Annotated in this window: 13 protein-coding genes and 1 pseudogene; 6 read left to right on the plus strand and 8 right to left on the minus strand. The window is 42.0% G+C overall.

The window, feature by feature from the left end:
• Positions 1-630 precede the first annotated feature (630 nt).
• The 6 genes and pseudogenes from IPP86_06365 to IPP86_06390 all read right to left on the minus strand — a co-directional run bounded on the left by IPP86_06365 (position 631) and on the right by IPP86_06390 (position 10571).
• Positions 631-3384 (minus strand): tail fiber domain-containing protein, encoded by a 2754-nt coding sequence (locus IPP86_06365; protein ID MBL0138142.1) that lies wholly within the window; start codon positions 3382-3384, stop codon positions 631-633.
• Positions 3385-3543: 159 nt separating this feature from the next.
• Positions 3544-4365: a hypothetical protein gene (locus IPP86_06370; protein MBL0138143.1), complete on the minus strand. Its 822-nt coding sequence runs from the start codon at positions 4363-4365 to the stop codon at positions 3544-3546.
• A 715-nt stretch (positions 4366-5080) separates the two neighbouring features.
• Positions 5081-5948: pseudogene (gene rfbA / locus IPP86_06375) on the minus strand (glucose-1-phosphate thymidylyltransferase RfbA).
• 139 nt (positions 5949-6087) lie between these two features.
• Complete coding sequence (locus tag IPP86_06380) at positions 6088-8478, minus strand: MMPL family transporter (protein ID MBL0138144.1); 2391 nt, start codon at positions 8476-8478, stop codon at positions 6088-6090.
• Between the two features lie 177 nt (positions 8479-8655).
• Positions 8656-9612 (minus strand): YitT family protein, encoded by a 957-nt coding sequence (locus IPP86_06385; protein ID MBL0138145.1) that lies wholly within the window; start codon positions 9610-9612, stop codon positions 8656-8658.
• Between the two features lie 602 nt (positions 9613-10214).
• Positions 10215-10571 (minus strand): hypothetical protein, encoded by a 357-nt coding sequence (locus tag IPP86_06390; protein ID MBL0138146.1) that lies wholly within the window; start codon positions 10569-10571, stop codon positions 10215-10217.
• Between the two features lie 309 nt (positions 10572-10880).
• Between IPP86_06390 and arsB the strand changes: the two genes are divergently transcribed.
• On the plus strand, positions 10881-11945 hold the full coding sequence (gene arsB, locus IPP86_06395) for an ACR3 family arsenite efflux transporter (protein MBL0138147.1): 1065 nt from the start codon (positions 10881-10883) through the stop codon (positions 11943-11945).
• Positions 11946-12050: 105 nt separating this feature from the next.
• Here the strand turns inward: arsB and IPP86_06400 are convergent, their stop codons facing one another.
• Positions 12051-12488: an arsenate reductase ArsC gene (locus IPP86_06400; GenBank protein MBL0138148.1), complete on the minus strand. Its 438-nt coding sequence runs from the start codon at positions 12486-12488 to the stop codon at positions 12051-12053.
• A 190-nt stretch (positions 12489-12678) separates the two neighbouring features.
• On the opposite strand from IPP86_06400, the gene IPP86_06405 reads away from it, so the two are divergent.
• The 3 genes from IPP86_06405 to IPP86_06415 all read left to right on the plus strand — a co-directional run bounded on the left by IPP86_06405 (position 12679) and on the right by IPP86_06415 (position 16960).
• A complete protein-coding gene (locus IPP86_06405; protein ID MBL0138149.1) occupies positions 12679-13212 on the plus strand; it encodes an inorganic diphosphatase in 534 nt (177 codons plus the stop codon).
• A 63-nt stretch (positions 13213-13275) separates the two neighbouring features.
• Positions 13276-15498, plus strand: coding sequence for a tetratricopeptide repeat protein (locus tag IPP86_06410; protein ID MBL0138150.1), 2223 nt, complete (start codon positions 13276-13278; stop codon positions 15496-15498).
• Positions 15499-15646: 148 nt separating this feature from the next.
• Entirely contained in the window at positions 15647-16960 is a 1314-nt protein-coding gene (locus tag IPP86_06415; protein MBL0138151.1) for a cyclic nucleotide-binding domain-containing protein, read from the plus strand.
• 68 nt (positions 16961-17028) lie between these two features.
• Here the strand turns inward: IPP86_06415 and IPP86_06420 are convergent, their stop codons facing one another.
• Positions 17029-17409, minus strand: coding sequence for an SWIB/MDM2 domain-containing protein (locus tag IPP86_06420; GenBank protein ID MBL0138152.1), 381 nt, complete (start codon positions 17407-17409; stop codon positions 17029-17031).
• Between the two features lie 557 nt (positions 17410-17966).
• Between IPP86_06420 and IPP86_06425 the strand changes: the two genes are divergently transcribed.
• Positions 17967-19100, plus strand: coding sequence for a hypothetical protein (locus tag IPP86_06425; GenBank protein ID MBL0138153.1), 1134 nt, complete (start codon positions 17967-17969; stop codon positions 19098-19100).
• Positions 19101-19179: 79 nt separating this feature from the next.
• Positions 19180-19416 (plus strand): hypothetical protein, encoded by a 237-nt coding sequence (locus IPP86_06430; GenBank protein MBL0138154.1) that lies wholly within the window; start codon positions 19180-19182, stop codon positions 19414-19416.

Consider the following 19416-nt stretch of genomic DNA (forward strand, 5'->3'; position numbering starts at 1 on the left):
TACATGAACAGCATTCAAGTGGTGGTGAATGAATATTAATTGTACACGAAATGAAGGTTAAGAAATGCCGAAACAGGGCGAAAAGAGGTATTTTGCTTGTTTTCAGTGTTTTAAATCCCGGAAGCTTGACTTCATCTTATCATTCATTGGAAAGGAAGCTACTAGATTAAGTCTTAGCACCTTAAATCTTTGCGCCCTTTGCCCCGATGGGGAGAAAAATTTCTCGCAAAGTCGCAGAGAAGGTTTTGGAACGAACCCATCTGACTTTTCACCTCCGCCCTGCCCGTTCTCCGCTCGTTCCTCGCTATGACCGGGGTTAGATTGCTGAGTGATTTAGCGACAAATTGGTTATTCGTTATTAGTAAAAATCTACAATCTAAAATCTACAATCTAAAATCAAAAATTCTTCCGGTTTACCTGCAAGTGTATGAGTTGATCAATGGGTCAGAAATAATTTTCTTAAATTAACATCGACCTTTGCAGACACGTTGAGGTATTTAAAGTGGATTAAAATCACACAGTAAAATGACAACGGATGAATATCCGTCGAAGCGCGTAATTTATAAATCAATACTTGTTAGAAAATACGGCACAGCTGGATAAATCTTCGCCCACTATTCAATTTTATCCTTATTTGCTGACGACCATTTTTTTACTGTCAATTACCGTTTCGTCTGCAATTAATGTGTATGAATATACTCCATTGCTTAAGGTAGACGAGAATACATCAAGCTGACCGTCACCTGTGTGTTCAATAGGTACTTTCCGCAAGATTCTTCCAGTATTATCAGTAAACACAATTATTGCAGATTTTACATTTTCAGGTATGTGAAAAGTAATCAGAGTATGTTCGGCGAATGGGTTTGGATCGTTCTGGTTAAGAATAATCTGATCATTATTAGAAAGAGTTACAGCAATATTTGATTTGGTATTATTTCCATTGTTTTCGGAACTACGGGACATTGAAGTACTGCAGCAATTATCTACCCTTGAAACAAGACTTGTTAAAACCAGTGTTAATGAATCTATTTTTTGCTGTTGCTCTTTCATTCCACCTATCAGGTAAGGTATTAATGCTATGTAATTAACTGCTTTAAAATTCACAGGTATTCCATTTGGATCTGGATTGCCCAAACTGTCACTAACAGGTTGTGAAAATTCTTTAACCAATCCCGGCAGCACCTGTTCAACATCCTGTGCAATTAATCCATCCTGATCGCCAGAAGGCAAACTCAATGAAGGGAATTGCGCTGTTTTAAAAACATAGGATTTTGGTTGTAGTTGGCTGATTATTGACATTGAATTTTGAATTGAACGGATATTATCCTTCAGATTCCTATCTGATGCGATGTACGCATTTATACCAAATACATCGCCGTTAAAGTATCCGGCTGCATCTGAACAACCACCTGATGTACAAGTTCCAATCGGTGCAGATGCATAAATGCCATAGTTTGAACCTGAACCATATCCATCTGAATAGGCATAAACTCCAATGTTATCTTTATTGCCTTTTACGCCTTTTGCATAAACCCCAAAAGTAGAATTACTTATACCATTTCCATTAGCAGTAGCAGCAACCCCATAACTAAAATTTTCGCCATTCGTACCTGTGAAATCACCTCCAATATCGACCTTGGAATTTCCAGTATTTGCCCCTGCAACACCTCTTACTGCAGAATTGACATCGGTACAGTTGTCGGCAATAAAATCACCTGCTAAATTCAACAATCCATAATCTATTCCATTTAATACACCATCAACATTTACATACACACCTGTTTTTGTAGTACTAGAACCTACTCCGGCAGAATTATCACCATTATGAAAAGCCCCGGCAATACTCGCATCTCGTACATTCGATGGATTTGTTTCGTCAACGCTTAATTTTCCTGGTAAAGAAGCACCACAAGAATATCCCAGGCCAATTGCATCAATCATTACTCCTGCAGTGTTGTATCCCTGGCCATCGTAATAAATATTATTGTGTTGCAATTTCATTCCTAGATTATTCGATAAAACTGTAGGATTTGAACATGCTCCATAACCTGAACCTTGATCAGTGAGCATCACTTCGCCATTTCCATCCACAGTTAAAACTTTGCCATAAGATGAAATCCCGATTGCAGACCCAGAAGTTAAATTTCTGAATCCAAAACCACTTCTTCCGTTTATTCCAGAAGATATTTCAAGTTTGTATCTCGGTGCAATTGAATTTGAAGAAAGCCCAATCCCGACATTTATCAAATTATTTCCAAGGATCATAGTATTGTTATGCCTGACAATAGCACCAGCACCAATTGCTGATGAATTTCGTAAACTCGTACTTGTAGAGTAAACATCCGCTGCATAGCCCAATAGAGTGAGACTGTCACCCTGAAGATTAGTCAACCCAGCCAAACTTCCAAGAGCAGTATTGAATGCTCCGTTTGTTGGAATGAAACCATTCACTGCGGTTGGATTTGTACTTCTTAGAGCATCTATTCCGACTGCAACATTATAACTAAATACACATCCGTAGGTGGGTCTTCCATTTGGATCCGGTAAGCATTGCACGCCAGGAGCATACGATTGAACATCCAATGCAGATACTCCAACAGCAGTATTTCCACTTAATTGTGTGTTACTATGTAATGCGGCCTCTCCAATTGCGATGTTATCATTACCCTGAGTATTTGACCTGGCTGCTTCTTCGCCAATGGCTATTAAAGAACATCCTTCAACATTATCTCTTCCGGCTTCGTATCCAAAAGCGCAACCACCATAGGCCTGTGTACTATAAAGAGCGAGGAATCCACAGGCAGTGTTAGTTGCAGGCTCCTCATCGGGATTTGCGGCAAGGGTGCGATTATAAGAATACAGGGCTTTGTAACCAACAGCAGTGGATGTGACTTGCTCTGTATTATTATATAATGCTTGAAATCCCACTGCCACATTACCCGGACTTTCTGTAGCTGAACCGTCCCAATGATTGTTTGAACTCAATGTGCTATAGCCAGCTTGATAACCCATGAAAACATTTTTACTTGCTGTTATCATTGATGAACCGGCACCTGATCCAATTACTAAATTACTATCTCCAGTTGTCAGAGGCTGACCGGTTTGATAACCGATTAAAGTATTTGATGTAGCGGTTGAAGTCGAATTCCCGGCACCTACTCCTACAAAAATGGATTTAATTTGACCATTATGCCACAACACCGGGAAACTGTTCCCCGTTGATCCGTCGCCTATTCTAAAAGCACTTGTAAATGAGTTTAAATTAATATCGCCTGCATCGACATCCAATCTGAAATAAGGACTATAGCCTGAACCGATTCCAAAAAAAACCAGTACTTTGTAAAATAATTGCTTGCCTAATATTTGCCGCCTTAAACTCAACATCAACCCCATTGCTACTACCAACGTATTGTCCTGTGACTATTATATTCGAAGGAGTAGAAACTTGACTGCTAGCTACTTGGCCAAACAGACAAAAAATAAAAACAAGAACCATTGATCCAAAAAATGTTTGCTTTTTCATAATAATTTGTTTTTTATAAGCTATCTTGAAATAATAAATTTCCCAGAATTTAATATTTTATTATTCTTTCGAAGTGAGTAATAATACAACCCAGACGCATATTCAGCTGTATTGATATCGACCCCTTCAATCGTGTGAATGATAACCGAGGAGATTACATTATTAAATGCACCGCAAATAATTAATTCATAGGTTTCATAATTGCTTGGCAGATTAAATTTAAAGTGAACAAGACTGGAAGCCGGAATAGGAAATACTTCTACAAAAGTTTCATTTGATTTAACATCCTTAATCATTTCTGGCAGAGTGCCACATAAAGAATACACATCTACCGTTGGGATTGATCCATTAGAATCTACTTTTGCAAGAAACAATTTAGTCCCCGATGGTGTATTAACGATTGGTCTTAAATCATATGATCCACTATAAGCACCTAAAGTGTATGGAGCAATTGAACTATCTCTTTCAAATAGAAGTGTTCCATCTTGACGAAACACATAAAAGTTCTTTCTCGGGTTTCCAGGCATAATTGCGTATTCAAACTGACTTGAATCACAATCAAATAAGGATCTAGTCACATATCCAATTGTATACTCCCCTTCATTTATAAGGGCTACAGGTACGTTTACAACAAAATAAACCGAATGATCGAGATTGAATATTCTCAATTCATTTGAGGAATAACATGTATAAATATATTTATAATCCCCGCCACCGATGTCATTCAAGGCTAGTCTATCTTGACAAACTGATTGCGCAAATGGATAACTATGCTCAAAAGTAATTTGGGCAGTCAGATAGGAGTTTGACAATAATATAAAGCCAAGCAAATATTTTTTCATTCTATTATTTTTATTAATTTATTAAATTAATTGCGTACTATGTTTTTATAATGAGCTACCTTGTAGGTTTTGAGTCTATCAAAAACATATATAGTATGAGCTGAAGTCGCGATATTGTCTTCTACGCTAAAAAAATGATTTAATTTCACCATTGTGTCATAACACCGAGAAACTGTTTCGGGTTGATCCATCACAAATCCTGCAGGAACTCAATTGAGTGATTTAATTGTGTCCCTTGCAACAAATTTTTCTTAAAATTAGAGTCAAAACTCTTATTAAAACTATTGGAATTTAAATTCGAATATGAAACTTTATTTCAGGACAAGTATTACGAATTCCCAATCTTGGATAATGAAAAAAGTTTCTCATAGCAAACATGAAATTAATAATAAATGCACTTCAAATAAAAACAGAAAAAAGCTCCTGAAGCAAAAACTAATAATTAAAGTAAACAAACCAATCTTTGGAAAACAAGAACTTTAACATAAATCTTTTTTGTACCGGATCACAATATGGATCTAAAGGCAATCTAATGCTCCGGCGAGATGCATAAATCAGATTTATTTCAACATAAAATTGAAATAAATTTTAAATAATAAATTCATAGAAAAAATAAATGCAACACAAACAAAGATGAAGGTATTGCACTGGAGGAAATATAAATGCGTCTTTGCGAGGAAAATTTCACCCCATCGGGGCAAAGAGCGCAGAGGTTTTAGGAGTTTTCGATAAGAGCGAGAAGATATTTTCCGTAACCGCTTTTCACAAGTGGTTCAGCAATTTTGCGGAGCTGATCTTTGTTGATGTATTTCATGTTGTATGCGACTTCTTCGATACAACCGATTTTTAATCCTTGTCGTTCTTCGATGACCTGCACAAATTGTCCGGCCTGCATCAATGAAGCTATTGTACCTGTATCAAGCCAGGCTGTGCCTTTGTCGAGGATACCTACTTTTAATTTTCCCTGTTCGAGATACGCTTTGTTGACATCCGTAATTTCGTATTCACCACGCGCGCTGGGTTTGAGATTTTTCGCGATTTGTACTACTGAGTTATCGTAGAAATACAAACCGGGTACAGCGTAATTCGATTTTGGTTTCGATGGTTTTTCTTCGATGGAAATAGCAATGTTGTTCTGATCAAATTCAACAACACCGTAACGCTCCGGATCACTGACATGGTAAGCGAAAACCACACCACCGGAAGGGTCGTTGATACTTTGCAACAATTGCTGCAATCCAGTTCCGTAAAAAAATATTATCGCCCAGAATGAGCGCCACTTTATCTTTTCCGATAAACGATTCTCCGATCACAAAAGCCTGCGCGAGACCATTGGGTACCGCCTGTTCCGCATAGGAGAATTTGCAACCAATCGCCGAACCATCGCCCAGCAATCGTTTGAAATTCGGAAGATCGAGTGGTGTGGAGATAATCAGGATCTCGTTGATTCCCGCCGCCATCAAAACCGAAAGCGGATAATAAATCATGGGCTTATCATACACCGGCATCATTTGCTTGCTCATGGCCAGTGTAAGCGGGTGAAGTCGTGTGCCGGATCCGCCGGCGAGGATGATGCCTTTCATTTGGTTGGTGGTTAGTGCTTAGTGGTTAGTGCTTAGTGCTTAGTGGTTGGTGCTTAGTGGTTGGTAGTTGGTTGTTTGATTTTTTCGCAATCAATCTACAATCAACAATCTAAAATCAGCAATCAAAAATCATCAACCATCAACTCTCCTCTCTTTGCACCTTCAAATCTCCGAGTTCAACGTCTTCTTCTTCATCGAAAACCTGGATGAGTGGTTCGCTGAGGAAGGCTTTGGTGATGATGCGTTTTTCGAGAGAGAGTAATAAGCAGGGAAGGAAGATCAGGTTGCTCAGCATGGCGATCAACAGCGTAACGGAGATGAGCATTCCCAAAGCGGAAGTGCCACCGAAGCTGGAAGCGGTGAAGATGAAAAATCCGGAAAAGAGAATGACAGCGGTATAGATCATACTCACACCGGTTTCACGAATGGCTGTTGAAACTGTACGGGAAATACTACCGCCGTGTTTGCGCATCTCCTGTCGGTACTTGGTGAGGAAATACATGGTTCCGTCACTCGCGATACCAAATGCAATGGAGAAAATGAGGATTGTGGAAGGCTTTAATGGAATGCTGAAAAATCCCATCATGGCCGCGGTGATCAGCAATGGCGTCATGCTTGGTATCAACGCGATCACAACCATTCGTACCGACATGAACATAAAAAACATCACTGTACCAATGAGCACAATGGCGAGAAAAATACTTTCTTTCAGATTCAACAAAAGATAATCGTTGTTCTTCAGAAAAATAATTGAATTGCCTGTAAGTTTGACATCGTACTTTTCTTCAGGGAAAATACTATCGACTCTTGGCTTGATTTCCGCCAGCAGCGCTTTCATTTTTATCGAACCAATATCGGCCACCTGGAAACTGATCCGCGTAATTTGTTTGGTACTGTCGATGATGGAACGGAACATCCTTTGGTTTTCTTTCGCGCCACCGGCGTAACCTTTGAGTCGGCCAAGTTCCTCCACATTCGGAATAATGTAGCGTTTGGGATCGTTGTCGTTCAGTCCCTGATAAGAAAATTTAATTCCTTCAGCGACAGACACCGGCTCGGAGAACTCTTTGTAATTCGCCATTACTTTCTGCAGGCGGTTGATTTTATACAAAGTAGAAAGCTCCAGCGCTCCTCCGGGTTTACGTGTATCTATTGCCACTTCAAACGGAAGCACTCCGCGAAAATGTGTTTCGAAAAATTTAAGATCCGTATAGATGACATCCTTCTTCGGCAAATCATCCACCACAAAACCTACGGTTGTAATTTTCGTCATGCCATAAGTACTGATGAGTACCAGTACGATGACAATCGTGTAAATCCTCGGACGGTAACGGTGTACCCAACGGTCGATCCGGGCAAGAAAACGATTGAGCGCTTTTCTGTCGAGATGCTTGACCTGCTTTGCGGAAGGCGGGGGAAGAAAACTAAATACAATCGGAATAAAAATAAGTGAGATCAGAAAGGTCAGCATCACATTGAGTGACGTGATGAGACCAAATTCAATCAGCACGTCACTGTGCGTGAACGCGAACACAAGAAATCCCAGAGACGTGGTTACGTTCGCGAAGAAGGTGCTCACACCGATCCTGTAAATGGATCGCGCGAGCGCTTTTATTTTGTTCCCGTGTTTCGCGTATTCCTGCTGGTATTTGTTCAGCAGCAAAATACAGTTCGGGATTCCGATGACAATTATCAGAGGCGGAATGAGGCTGGTGAGGATGGTAATTTTGTATCCGAATAAAACCAGTGTTCCAAAAGACCAGATCACACCGAACACAACCACGATCATCGGGAAAAGAACCGCGTAAAAGCTCCGGAAGAAAATTAGCAGAATGAGCGCCGTGATAAACAAAGCCAGGGCGACAAACATTTTCATTTCACCAAGAATTTTCTCCGAAACCGCAGTGCGTATATAAGGCAGTCCGGAAAAATGGAGATCGATGGAATTGTCGGCGGCAAATTCATCCGCCAATCCTTTCACCTGATGAACAATATCGATACGACTCTTGGTGTTCAGCTTTTTCTGATCGAAGGTGATGGCCATCACCGTTGCTTTGGACTCCGGATTAAAAAGCAATCCTTCGTAAAACGGTAATTTCATCAATTCATCCCGGAGGCTGTCCACTTCATTTTGTGTTTCCGGACGGGTTTTGATCAGGGGAAGAAAATCGAGTTTGTGCAGACTATCATTTCTCTCCACCTTAAAAGCGCGTGCGATGGAAACAACTTCCTGGATTCCTTCAATCGCTTTGATTTTATTGGTGAGCTCAAACCAACCTGCAAAAGTTTTTTGTTCCCAGATTTTATCGCTTTTAAAACCGATGACCATTACGGTACCATCTTCTCCGAATTTCTCTTTGAATTTCAGGTATTGCGCATAGGTTGAATCTGTAACAGGAAGAATCTTTGCAGACTCATAGCTCAGCTGGACCTTGGTCGCTAAAAATCCCATCACCACCGTGAGGGTCAGCAAGGTGATCAGAGTGATTGTGCGATAACGAAGAATGATTCTTGCAGCTGCTTCGAACATAGGATAGGTCGGGTAAAAGTAGTATTTTCTGAATATTAAGAATGGTGCTTGCCCGATCGTTTATCAATAAGACAATGTTATTGTTCAATCCTTGAAATTTTCAAAATAGAATGTAATCACCTGATACAGGATAGTTTACAAAAGGCATTGAACGATTCACATAATCGCCTGAGGAAATCAGGCTTTGTTTAAGCGGTGCAAAGGATTTTTTCGGATCATACCGCCCTTTGTATCGTTGATGCTGTGCATCACCATAAAGGCCTGCGGATCGATGAGTTCTACGAGTCCTTTCAGCTTGTTGATTTCCAAACGGGTGATGACCGTGTAAATCACATCCATGTCGTGGTTTTTGTCGCCATGACTTCCATAACCTCTTTTCCCTTTTAATAATGTTACACCTCCGCCCATTTGATAAATGATGATGCGACGAATTTCTTCGGAACGATCAGACACAATTGTTACACCGGTATATTCTTCCAGACCGTGGATAACAAAGTCGATGGTTTTGGAAGCTGAGAGATAGGTGAGTGTAGAATACATTGCTCTTTCAAAATCGAGCAGGTAAGCTGCTGCGGAAAAGATGAGGATATTAAACAGCAGGATAATATCACCAACGGACATTCCCGCTTTACGGCTGATGGCAAGCGCGAGGACTTCGGTACCATCGAGTACACCTCCGCCACGGATAGCCAGACCGATTCCGGCTCCGAGGAAAAAACCACCGAAGACAGCGACGAGCAATTTATCATGAGTGATATCCGGGAATTCGATTAACCAAAGCGAGAAACCCAGGCCAAGTACAGCGAGTGTGGTTTTGAGCGCGAAGACAAATCCGATTTGCCGGTAACCGAGGATTACAAACGGGATATTGATCAGGACGATCAACAAAGGCAATGGAATTCCGGACAGAAAACTAATCAACATTGAAATTCCGGTAACTCCACCATCAATGAAATGATTGGGAAGAAGAAATCCTTTCAGGCCCAGACAGGCGGAAAGAATTCCGAGTGAGAGGAGGAACATAGAAGAAAATCTTCCCGGACCTCTGCGTGTTTTAGCATTTCCCTTTTTTTTGGGAAATGCAACATGTTTGAATTCATCAAGAGAATTCTGAATTAGTATGTATAATGACATAGTCAGGGGGTTTTAAATAATGAAACATTACCCTCCAGACATCTTTTAAGAATGCAAAGAGGGAGAAATACCAAATCTAATGTAGGTCTTTCAAAGCCAATTTTCAGTGAATACTAAAAACAGACAAATAAGGAAGGTCGGGTTGCACTCCCTTAACCCTAAACAAACCGGAGCACAACCCAACACATCACAAAATAGATTTGAGTAATACCAACAGAACAATCACTCCGGCTACAAATAGCACCGGGAATAATAGACCATGTTGTTGTTTGCTGTTGGTTTCGTTGTTGTTGGTTTCGTTGTTGTTGGTTTCCATGAGGAGTAAATAGTGAATAGTGAATAGTGAATAGTGAAGGGTGAGGTGTGTAGTGTGTAGTGTGTAGTGTGTAGTGTGTAGTGTGCAGTATGCAGTATGCAGTATGCAGTTTGCAGTTTGCAGTATTTAGAGTGATGTGTGTTGAATTATATAACCAAACACTCTTCACCATTCACTCTTCACTCTTCACTTCATTTTACCAGACCAATGGCAAAATGATCCAATACTAATTCAATGTCTGAACAGACATGAAGTGTATTGATGATAAAAAAATGGGATTAACGGCTCAGATCAGGAGCTGTCGGTGAATCAGAAAGAGTCCTTGTTTTGTTTGAACAGGAGTTCCAATGGAATAAAAAACGGATTCAGTAATAAATGAAACAGCTAAAGCCTGTGAAACGACGTCAAGAAGTCCGGATCGCAGTTTAGACACAGACGGAGAAGAAACGCTTACGCCAATTGATAAAGTTGCAGTTTCAACCGCAGGCTGACCAGCTGAAGCGATTTCCGAAGCCACCGGCATCAGCATCTCCGTACCGGAAACAGCACGCACATCCTTCCCCGACACCTTTCCTGCTGAAAACAGGCAAGTTGCGAGCAGGAAGACCAAAAAGGCTATTCTGCGAATGTTTTGCGATAACATGGGGTAAAGATAGGGCTTTTTTTGGTTCCGGGTTCCGGGTTCCGGGTTCCGGGTTCCGGGTTCCGGGTTTTGATTTATGATTTAAGATTTAAGATTTAAGATTTAAGATTTAAGATTTAAAAAAAAATAAAATTCGAAAAGTCAAAAAATGGCCAAGAAAAGATATGGGATTGGAATGAAAAAAATCAAACCTAATACCTGGTACCTGGTACCTAATACCTGGTATCAGGTATTAAGTACCAAGTACCAGGTTATTAAATGAAATAGAATTGAAAAACTTATCGTAATATTGCGATAAATAAAAATTACATGCTTTCGAACGAATGTGAACCTGTAAAGGAGAGGAAACATCTGGGGTTTCTGGATCGTTATCTGACATTTTGGATTTTTGCGGCGATGGCTTTGGGTGTGGCGATAGGATATTTTATCCCGTCTGCACCCGGATTTATTCAGTCCTTTCAGAGTGGGACAACCAATATTCCGATTGCAGCGGGATTGATATTAATGATGTATCCTCCGCTCGCTAAAGTTCGTTTTGAAGAATTGCATCTGGTATTTCAAAATAAAAAAATTCTCGGTTTATCGCTGCTGATGAATTGGATTGTTGGTCCGGTTTTGATGTTCGTTCTTGCTATTGTGTTTTTGCGTGATCATCCGGCTTACATGACCGGACTGATCATGATCGGACTTGCCCGTTGCATCGCGATGGTGATTGTCTGGAACGAGCTGGCAGAAGGCAACAGGGAATATGCCGCGGGTCTGGTGGCATTCAACAGCATCTTTCAGGTTTTGTTTTACAGTGTCTTTGCCTGGCTCTTTATCACAGTGCTTCCACCCTACTTTGGCATTCGCGGAATGGATGTGGATGTTCACATCTCACAGATTGCAGAGAGTGTATTTATCTATCTCGGCATACCATTTATCGCCGGATTTCTGACAAGGTATTTCCTAAGAAAAGCGAAAGGAGATGAATGGTACACGAAGAAATTTATTCCAAGGATCAGTCCGCTTACGCTCATCGCTCTTTTGTTTACAATTGTCGCGATGTTCAGTCTGAAAGGAGAAATGATTGTACAGATTCCATTGGATGTCGTACGCATCGCAATTCCGCTGGTGATCTATTTCCTGATTATGTTTCTGGTGACTTTTCTTGCCGGTAAATCACTCGGTGCGGATTACTCACAAACCACAGCCCTTTCTTTCACCGCTGCCGGAAACAATTTCGAACTGGCGATCGCAGTGTCGATTGGTGTTTTCGGAATCAACAGCGGACAAGCCTTCGCCGGCGTGATCGGCCCACTCGTAGAAGTCCCTGCTCTGATTGCTTTGGTGAATGTGGCGTTCTGGTTGAAAAGGAAATGGGGAATGAAGTAGGTTTTTGGTTTGAGGTTTTTTTGTGAAAATAAATTTTACCTGGTACTTGGTACCTTATACTTTATACTTAATACCTTATACCAAAAATCCATTAACGAGAAAAATTCAAAAAGTCCCGCCCGGATTAGAGATGAAATTAGAAACCGCCTCCCTTATCTGTTCCCGTATTTCGCGGGTAAAATTTAATTTGTCTTCGGGCGTTCCTTTGAATGCGGATGGATCGGGAAAAGACCAGTGCAGACGTTTTGTAACACCAGGAAAAATCGGACAACTCTCGGCTGCCTTGGGATCACAAACTGTAATGACAAAATTATAGGTCTTGCCTTGCTTCAGCATTTCCGCGGTAGTTTTTGCATAATGTGCCGACATATCAATTCCCTCCTCTTCCATCACCTGTATCGCCACCGGATTCAATTGTCCGGCTTCCAGTCCGGCACTCTCGACCTCATAACGATCTCCGGCAAATTTTCTCAAATACGCCTCCGCCATCTGACTTCGCGCACTATTGTGAATGCAAACAAACAAAACACGACTTTTATTCATGGATATTTATTTAATCGCAATAATACGATATATATTTTGAAAGCAGTTCCTGCGTATGTTAAAAAATTGTTACGTTTGAATTAGAGGGACGGGGGACGAGGGACGAGGGACGAGGGACGAGGGACGAGGGACGAATGACGGCATTTACAAGTAACCAACCACTAAGCACTAACCACTAAGCACTAAAAAAATGAATCCCTGGCACGACGTCTCCCCCGGTAAGGAAATTCCGGAAATTGTAAATGCAATCATTGAGATTCCGAAAGGATCGAGAGCGAAATATGAACTGGATAAAGAAAGCGGTTTGCTGAAACTCGACAGGGTATTGTATTCGGCTTTTTATTATCCGGCGAATTATGGATTCATTCCTCGTTCTTATGGCGATGATCATGATCCTCTCGATATTTTAGTCTTGTCACAAATCGATTTTGTTCCGCTTTGTCTGGTCAAGGCAAAAGTTATCGGTGTCATGCGCATGGTCGACAGCGGTGAGGGTGATGATAAAATCATTGCTGTCGCGGCGAACGATGTGAGTGTGAATTACATTGAGTCCGTTCGGGAACTGCCCGATCATTTTGTTCAGGAGCTTCGGCAATTCTTTGAAGAATATAAAAAGCTTGAAAAAAAGACTGTGGTTGTGGATGAATTTCAGGACAAAGACCTGGCACTTGAGATCATTCGTACCAGTCTGAAACATTATACAGATTCATTCCCTGCAAAATAAATAGCGTAGCAAAGCAGACTCTTTTTGCTCTCTGAGACAATGTTGCGTTCCCTTAAATTGGTTATGTTTGCCGTAACGAAAGATTTCATGTTCTCACGGGTAATTCCTTACTTGTTCCTGCTTGCTTTGTGTTTGCCAGTGCTTTCATCCGGACAGCTGCCAAAACAGAATGCCGGCGAAGATCCCTTCTCGTTTTTTACCGACACTGCCGGTTTGCCTGAAGGAATCTTGCAAAAACAAAAATTTCGTGCACTTCGTTTTCTCTCCTCCGATCGTTCTGATCTGGATTTATTAAAACAGGCTGAACGAAGAAACAACCGTAAGGCTGTCGCGTTTATTTCAGGACGCCTTGGCACACAACTGGCTGAAGCAGGCCAGACAGATTCAGCCATTCATTTTTTTATTCAAAGTCAGGCTACCTTTTCTCAGCTGAATATGCCACGAGGGGAAGCCGCGGCAAGTACCGCACTCGGTTTGCTGTATGAAAAACAAAAAAACTACAAGGAAGCTTCCAACCAGTTCCAAAGAGGGCTCAAAAGTTTTGAGACCAGTGGCAGCACCAAAGGTGTGATTGCTGAATATGGAAATCTTGCACGTATCAGTGAGGCACAGAAAGATCATACTGCAGCATTGGAATATTACAGGAAAGCTTATTCTACCGCTTCCGGGGATAACAACCTTGCAAAGCAGGCAGAACTTAATAATAAAATCGCTGAGGAGCTGTTGCATGCAGGAAAGGATACAGATGCACTTCCATATTTGCGTGATGCGCTTGCCTATTATCAAAAACAAAAAAACAGGAAAGAAGTTGCAGTCATCCTCCGTAACATGGGGATCGTGAGTTATAAAACAGGCAAATTTGATGAAGCGCTGGATTATTTTCAACGCAGCGCGAAGGAAGACAGGAAACTTCCTTCTTTAAGAATGATTCGTGATACATATCTGAAACTTTTCGCGACACACCGGGTTAAATCCGATTCTTCGAGGGCAAATTTTTATTCATCCCAATACAAAATTTTCAGAGACAGCATTGAACACCTCATCAACAGCCGGGTGCTGAGTCCGGATTCTTTTACCAATGAGCTGGAAGAAAAAGCGTATGTAAGGGATCTTGTGAACCGTGATCCGGATTTGTACAACGATCCTTCGAACGCGAAATCTCTGGAGTACAATCAAAAGCTCACGGAAGCCGAACTGGAACGACTGAAAACCGAAGAAGCCCTTGCCCGCATGAACCAGGAAAAGCTGGATGATGAAGTGGCGGATCATGAACGGGAAGATAAAATCCAGCAACTTGAAAAAGAGCAGGCTTTACAAAACGCCGCTTTGCTTCAAAAGGAAGCACGACAAAAGCAGTTGATTTATTTGTTCAGCATCTCTACAGTCCTGGTTTTATTTATTCTTGGCTTTCTATTGTACCGGTACCAGGAAAAGAAAAAATCGCATGAAGCACTGGACAAAGCCTATTCCGAACTCACCGATGCTCACCGAAAACTAAAGAACGCTCAGGATCAGCTGGTACATGCTGAGAAAATGGCCTCACTCGGACAAATGACAGCCGGTATTGCCCATGAAATTCAGAACCCGCTGAACTTCGTCAATAATTTTTCCGAATCCTCTATGGAGTTACTGCAAGAAATGGCGGAAGCCAAGACTACGGAAGAACGTGAAATGATCCTGGGAGATTTACAACTCAATCTGTCAAAAGTTGTCCAGCATGGCAAACGTGCGGATGGCATTGTCAAAAACATGCTGCAACACAGTCGGGCCGCTGCCGGAGAAAAGCAGGCCGGTGACCTCAATAAACTGGCTGAAGAATATCTCAATCTTGCTTTTCACGGGATGCGGGCAAAGGATCCCGGTTTCTCCTGTGCTCTGGAAACAGATCTGGATCAAAACCTGCCTCAGGTTCCGATGGTTTCACAGGATATCAGCCGGGCACTTCTCAATTTGTACAACAATGCATTTTATTCAGTGCACAAGAGGGCTACTGAATCCAAATTAAAAGGAATGGAGTATAAACCCCTGGTAATCCTTTCGACGCTGCATTTATCGAAATATATCAGTCTGACAGTTCGTGATAACGGAGTAGGTATTCCTCTATCGATCAGGGATAAAATCTTCGAACCCTTTTTCACAACAAAACCAACCGGTGAAGGTATCGGGCTGGGTTTATCACTCAGCTATGACCTGGTGAAAGCACACGGAGGAGAAATGAAATTTGAAAGCGAGGAAGGAAACGGCGCGGCTTTTACCATCGTATTGCCTGTAGAAAGACCGTCCTGATCAATACAGAGAATATTTATTCCGAAAACTTCGTCATTCATCTTCACAAAACGAACATTTTTTTAAAATTTCCACTCTCAATATTCCCCAAAAATATTCCGAATTTAAATGTGAATCGTATCTTTATCCATTCTAGGTACAGGAAAATATGAATCAACCGAATATTCCATTGGAAAAATGCTATCGGCTTCTCAAGCAAGTCGACATCTTCCAACATGTTCCTTCCGCTGTATTGGAGGATCTGGCGAAGAAAATGATCCTCGCATCCTATGCGCAGGATTCACTGATTATCCTGAAAGGAGAGCCCGGCAATTCCATGTACCTGGTGATTGAAGGAAAAGTAAAAATCCACGACGAAGAGCACAATGTCGCGGAAATGGGAGAAGGAATGCTTTTCGGAGAAATGAGTATTCTCGACTGGGAGCCTCGTTCGATGTCTGTCACCACCCTCCTGCCGACAACTGTAGGCATTATTCACCAGACAGATTTTTACCAGGTTGTCAAGGATCATCCTGATACCATGAAGGACATAGTGAAAGTCCTTTCCAGCAGATTACGCAATCAAAACGCAACGCTTATTGCCCAACTTCGCTCCCGTCACAAGGAACTGGAAAAACTGGTGGATGAAAAGACCCATGATTTGCAGGTGAAGAACAGGGAACTTACCGATTTATTGCAACAGCTGACCTCCACACAGGAACGACTCGTTACACAGGAAAAACTGGCTTCACTGGGACATCTCACCGCGGGTATCGCTCATGAAATCCAGAACCCTTTAAACTTTGTAAATAATTTCTCAGAACTCTGTCTTGAGCTTATTCGTGAATTGAGTGATGAAAAGAGCGAAGAGGAAAGAAAAGTATTGCTGAGCAACCTTGCCAATACGGTGAACAAGATTCACAAGCATGGTAAACGTGCAGATAGTATTGTCAGAAACATGATGCTTCACAGTCGTTCCGGCTCCTCGGAGAAAACGATCGCCGACCTCAATAAGCTGTCAGAAGAATATCTGCATCTTGCTTTTCACGGTGTACGCGCGAAAGATCCATTGTTTCAATGCCAGCTTGAATTTTCACCGGATCCTGATCTGCCGCCAACGGCCATTGTGCAACAGGACATCAGCAGGGTGATTCTGAATTTGCTGAGCAACGCTTTTTACGCGGTGAACAAAAGAAAAAAATCAGGAGAGGCGGGGTTTCAATCTGTAGTGAGACTGGCTACGCGTTACCGCAATGGTTCAGCCGAGATTCGTATCGAAGATAACGGTACCGGTATCCCTGCCAGTCTGCTCGAGAAAATATTCCAGCCATTCTTTACAACAAAGCCAACAGGCGAAGGAACAGGTCTGGGTTTATCACTAAGCTTTGATATTATTACCAAGGGACATGGCGGCACATTCCAGGTGGAGAGTGAAGAAGGAAAAGGCACCAGTTTTATTCTTACGCTTCCCGTTACAACCTGATTTCCCCGGGTAGAAGGCAAAAAAAAAGCGGAACCACCGGTCCCGCTTTTTTTATTTTCATCCTGGTATTAAGACAGGTGCTTGTTAACCAATTTGGTCATTTCAAACATTGATACCGTCTTTTTACCACCAAAGACTTTCTTCAGGTTGTCATCGGCGTTGATGTTACGGCGCTCTTTAGCATCCTGGAGTTTGTTCTTTTTAATGTAATCCCAAAGGCGTTTAGTCACTTCAGTACGAGGAAGTGGTTTGCTGCCAACGATTGGCTGCAATACTTCACTGATGTTCATCGGCTTCATGAATGCCGCATTTGGTTTACGCTTTACTTTTGCCTTCGGCTTAGCAGCTGCTTTTGCTTTAGGTTTTGTAGCGGTTTTTGCTTTTGACTTAGACTTTGTTTTTGATTTAGCCTTAGCCGGAGCTTTCTTTTTCGCTTTTTTAGTTGCCATGTTTAAAATGGTTTAGGGTTAATTCTATAGTGCAAATCAACAAAGTAATCTCGACCGAAAACTACTGTGTTCAGAGAAGTTTTCCACAATCGCTGTGAGTTCTCAGAGGGAAAACCGGCCCGAAGGCTTACTGGATGGGCGATTATAGGGCATCTGCAAAGCTTCCGATTCCCGAAAATAAAATTTCGTAACCTCCGGAAACAAGCCACCATGGCTTGTTTCCGACACTCGTCAGTTTTCTTAAGGGGAAAACCACTCACCGGAGCAAAAACATGCTCCTGATACCCGGATCGGTTGAAAAAAATAATTAACAATTTGTCCTGTGAATACCGCCTGATGTCCTCCCTTTTGCACCGCTTATACAATGGATATTCTCCCGGAAAGAATCCGAATCTACCTTTCGCTCAGGCCTGTTTAACTTATTGCCTTTTGCCAATGGACATTTCTGATGATTTCCCTCTGTAAAAAGCCCCTTATTTCTTGTCCGTTGACCAGAAGTTTGATAATATTGTAATCCTTACCTGAAACGGTTTTCCCCTATTATTCCGCCCCATTGCGTGAAACACCATCGTATTCATATATCTCTTGTCATCCTGTTCCTGCTGTTCAGCGGAGGAGCATTTTCACAGATCGACACTTCTCTTCAGAGTAAAGTGAAGGTTGGTTGTATCAATGGAGACTGTCAGAACGGCCAGGGTATTTATCGTACCAGCGCAGGAAACATCTATACAGGACCATTTGTCAATGGAAAATACCAGGGCAAGGGCAAGATGAATTACCGGGATGGTGATGTCTATGAAGGCGATTTTGCGAATGGAAAAATGCATGGCCATGGTGTTTACCAATACCAAAACGGCAACGTCTATGACGGTAATTTTGCCAATGGGAAAATGGAAGGTGAAGGTTCATTTACCTATGAGAGCGGGAACCGTTACCTCGGCGCTTTTATGAATAACCAGAAATTCGGCAATGGCATATTCTGGTTTAGTGACAGCAGCCGCTATGAAGGAGGTTTTGTCGGAGACAGGATGGATGGTATTGGAAAATGGTATTATCCCAATGGAGACCGTTATGAAGGATCCTTCAGCAGGGGAAAACAAAACGGGAAAGGCGCTTATTATTACCGGGATGGAAATAAATATGAAGGTGATTTTGTGAATGGGAATTTTCAGGGAACGGGTGTTCTGTCTCTGAACGACGGCAGTTATTACGAAGGAGAATTTAGTAAAGACAATCCAAATGGATTTGGAGTATTCTATTATGTGAACGGAGATGTGTATACCGGTCAGTTTGAAAATGGCGCCTACAATGGCTGTGGTACTTATTTCTATGCCAATGGAGACCGTTATGACGGAGATTACCAGAACAACCTTTCACATGGTACCGGTACATTTACTGAAGCGGATGGAACTGCATCCCAATATCACTATGACAGAGGCGAAATCATAGGTGAAGGTATTCAGGTAGCAAACGCAGCCTTTCCTGTCGCTCATTCCGGAATTTCAATGCCGGCTTCAGAACCGGCTTCCCAGAGCGGTACTCCTGTGAGCAAACCAACACCGGTGAATAACCCTCCGGTGAATAGCACTCCCGACAAATACAACTCCGGCGAATGCTGTCCCTGCAAACACAGAAAGTGCTCCTGTAACAACTGCATCTGTTCAACCGACACCTGTCGAAAAAGTCATTGATGTAAAACCAATTACGGAACAGGAAACAAAAGACATCTCCAAAGCCGGCAGCGCAACCAAAGACAACAATGCCGTAGCCATGGTGAGCAAACCAACTTCGGTAACGAACAACAGCGGAACGATTTGCCCTGCCTGTCATGGAAAAGGTAAAATCGCGCAGGCTGAAATCCGGAAGAATAAAATGGTTACAAAGGATATCAGCAATGGATTAGGACCGCGGAATTTCGTGACCTACTCAGTGAACGAAGTGGTGCGACCGGCAGGAAATATCAGCTGTGGACGTTGCGGCGGTTCCGGTAAATTGAATGAAGAATAA

The organism is Bacteroidota bacterium (assembly GCA_016720935.1).
Classification (GTDB): domain Bacteria; phylum Bacteroidota; class Bacteroidia; order AKYH767-A; family 2013-40CM-41-45; genus JADKJP01.

Bases quoted from the DNA above. Each gene is read 5' to 3' on its own strand.
- IPP86_06365 (MBL0138142.1), bottom strand. From the start codon at position 3,384: ATGTTGAGTTTAAGGCGGCAAATATTAGGCAAGCAATTATTTTACAAA.
- IPP86_06370 (MBL0138143.1), bottom strand. From the start codon at position 4,365: ATGAAAAAATATTTGCTTGGCTTTATATTATTGTCAAACTCCTATCTG.
- IPP86_06380 (MBL0138144.1), bottom strand. From the start codon at position 8,478: ATGTTCGAAGCAGCTGCAAGAATCATTCTTCGTTATCGCACAATCACT.
- IPP86_06385 (MBL0138145.1), bottom strand. From the start codon at position 9,612: ATGTCATTATACATACTAATTCAGAATTCTCTTGATGAATTCAAACAT.
- IPP86_06390 (MBL0138146.1), bottom strand. From the start codon at position 10,571: ATGTTATCGCAAAACATTCGCAGAATAGCCTTTTTGGTCTTCCTGCTC.
- arsB (MBL0138147.1), top strand. From the start codon at position 10,881: ATGCTTTCGAACGAATGTGAACCTGTAAAGGAGAGGAAACATCTGGGG.
- IPP86_06400 (MBL0138148.1), bottom strand. From the start codon at position 12,488: ATGAATAAAAGTCGTGTTTTGTTTGTTTGCATTCACAATAGTGCGCGA.
- IPP86_06405 (MBL0138149.1), top strand. From the start codon at position 12,679: ATGAATCCCTGGCACGACGTCTCCCCCGGTAAGGAAATTCCGGAAATT.
- IPP86_06410 (MBL0138150.1), top strand. From the start codon at position 13,276: ATGTTTGCCGTAACGAAAGATTTCATGTTCTCACGGGTAATTCCTTAC.
- IPP86_06415 (MBL0138151.1), top strand. From the start codon at position 15,647: ATGAATCAACCGAATATTCCATTGGAAAAATGCTATCGGCTTCTCAAG.
- IPP86_06420 (MBL0138152.1), bottom strand. From the start codon at position 17,409: ATGGCAACTAAAAAAGCGAAAAAGAAAGCTCCGGCTAAGGCTAAATCA.
- IPP86_06430 (MBL0138154.1), top strand. From the start codon at position 19,180: ATGGTGAGCAAACCAACTTCGGTAACGAACAACAGCGGAACGATTTGC.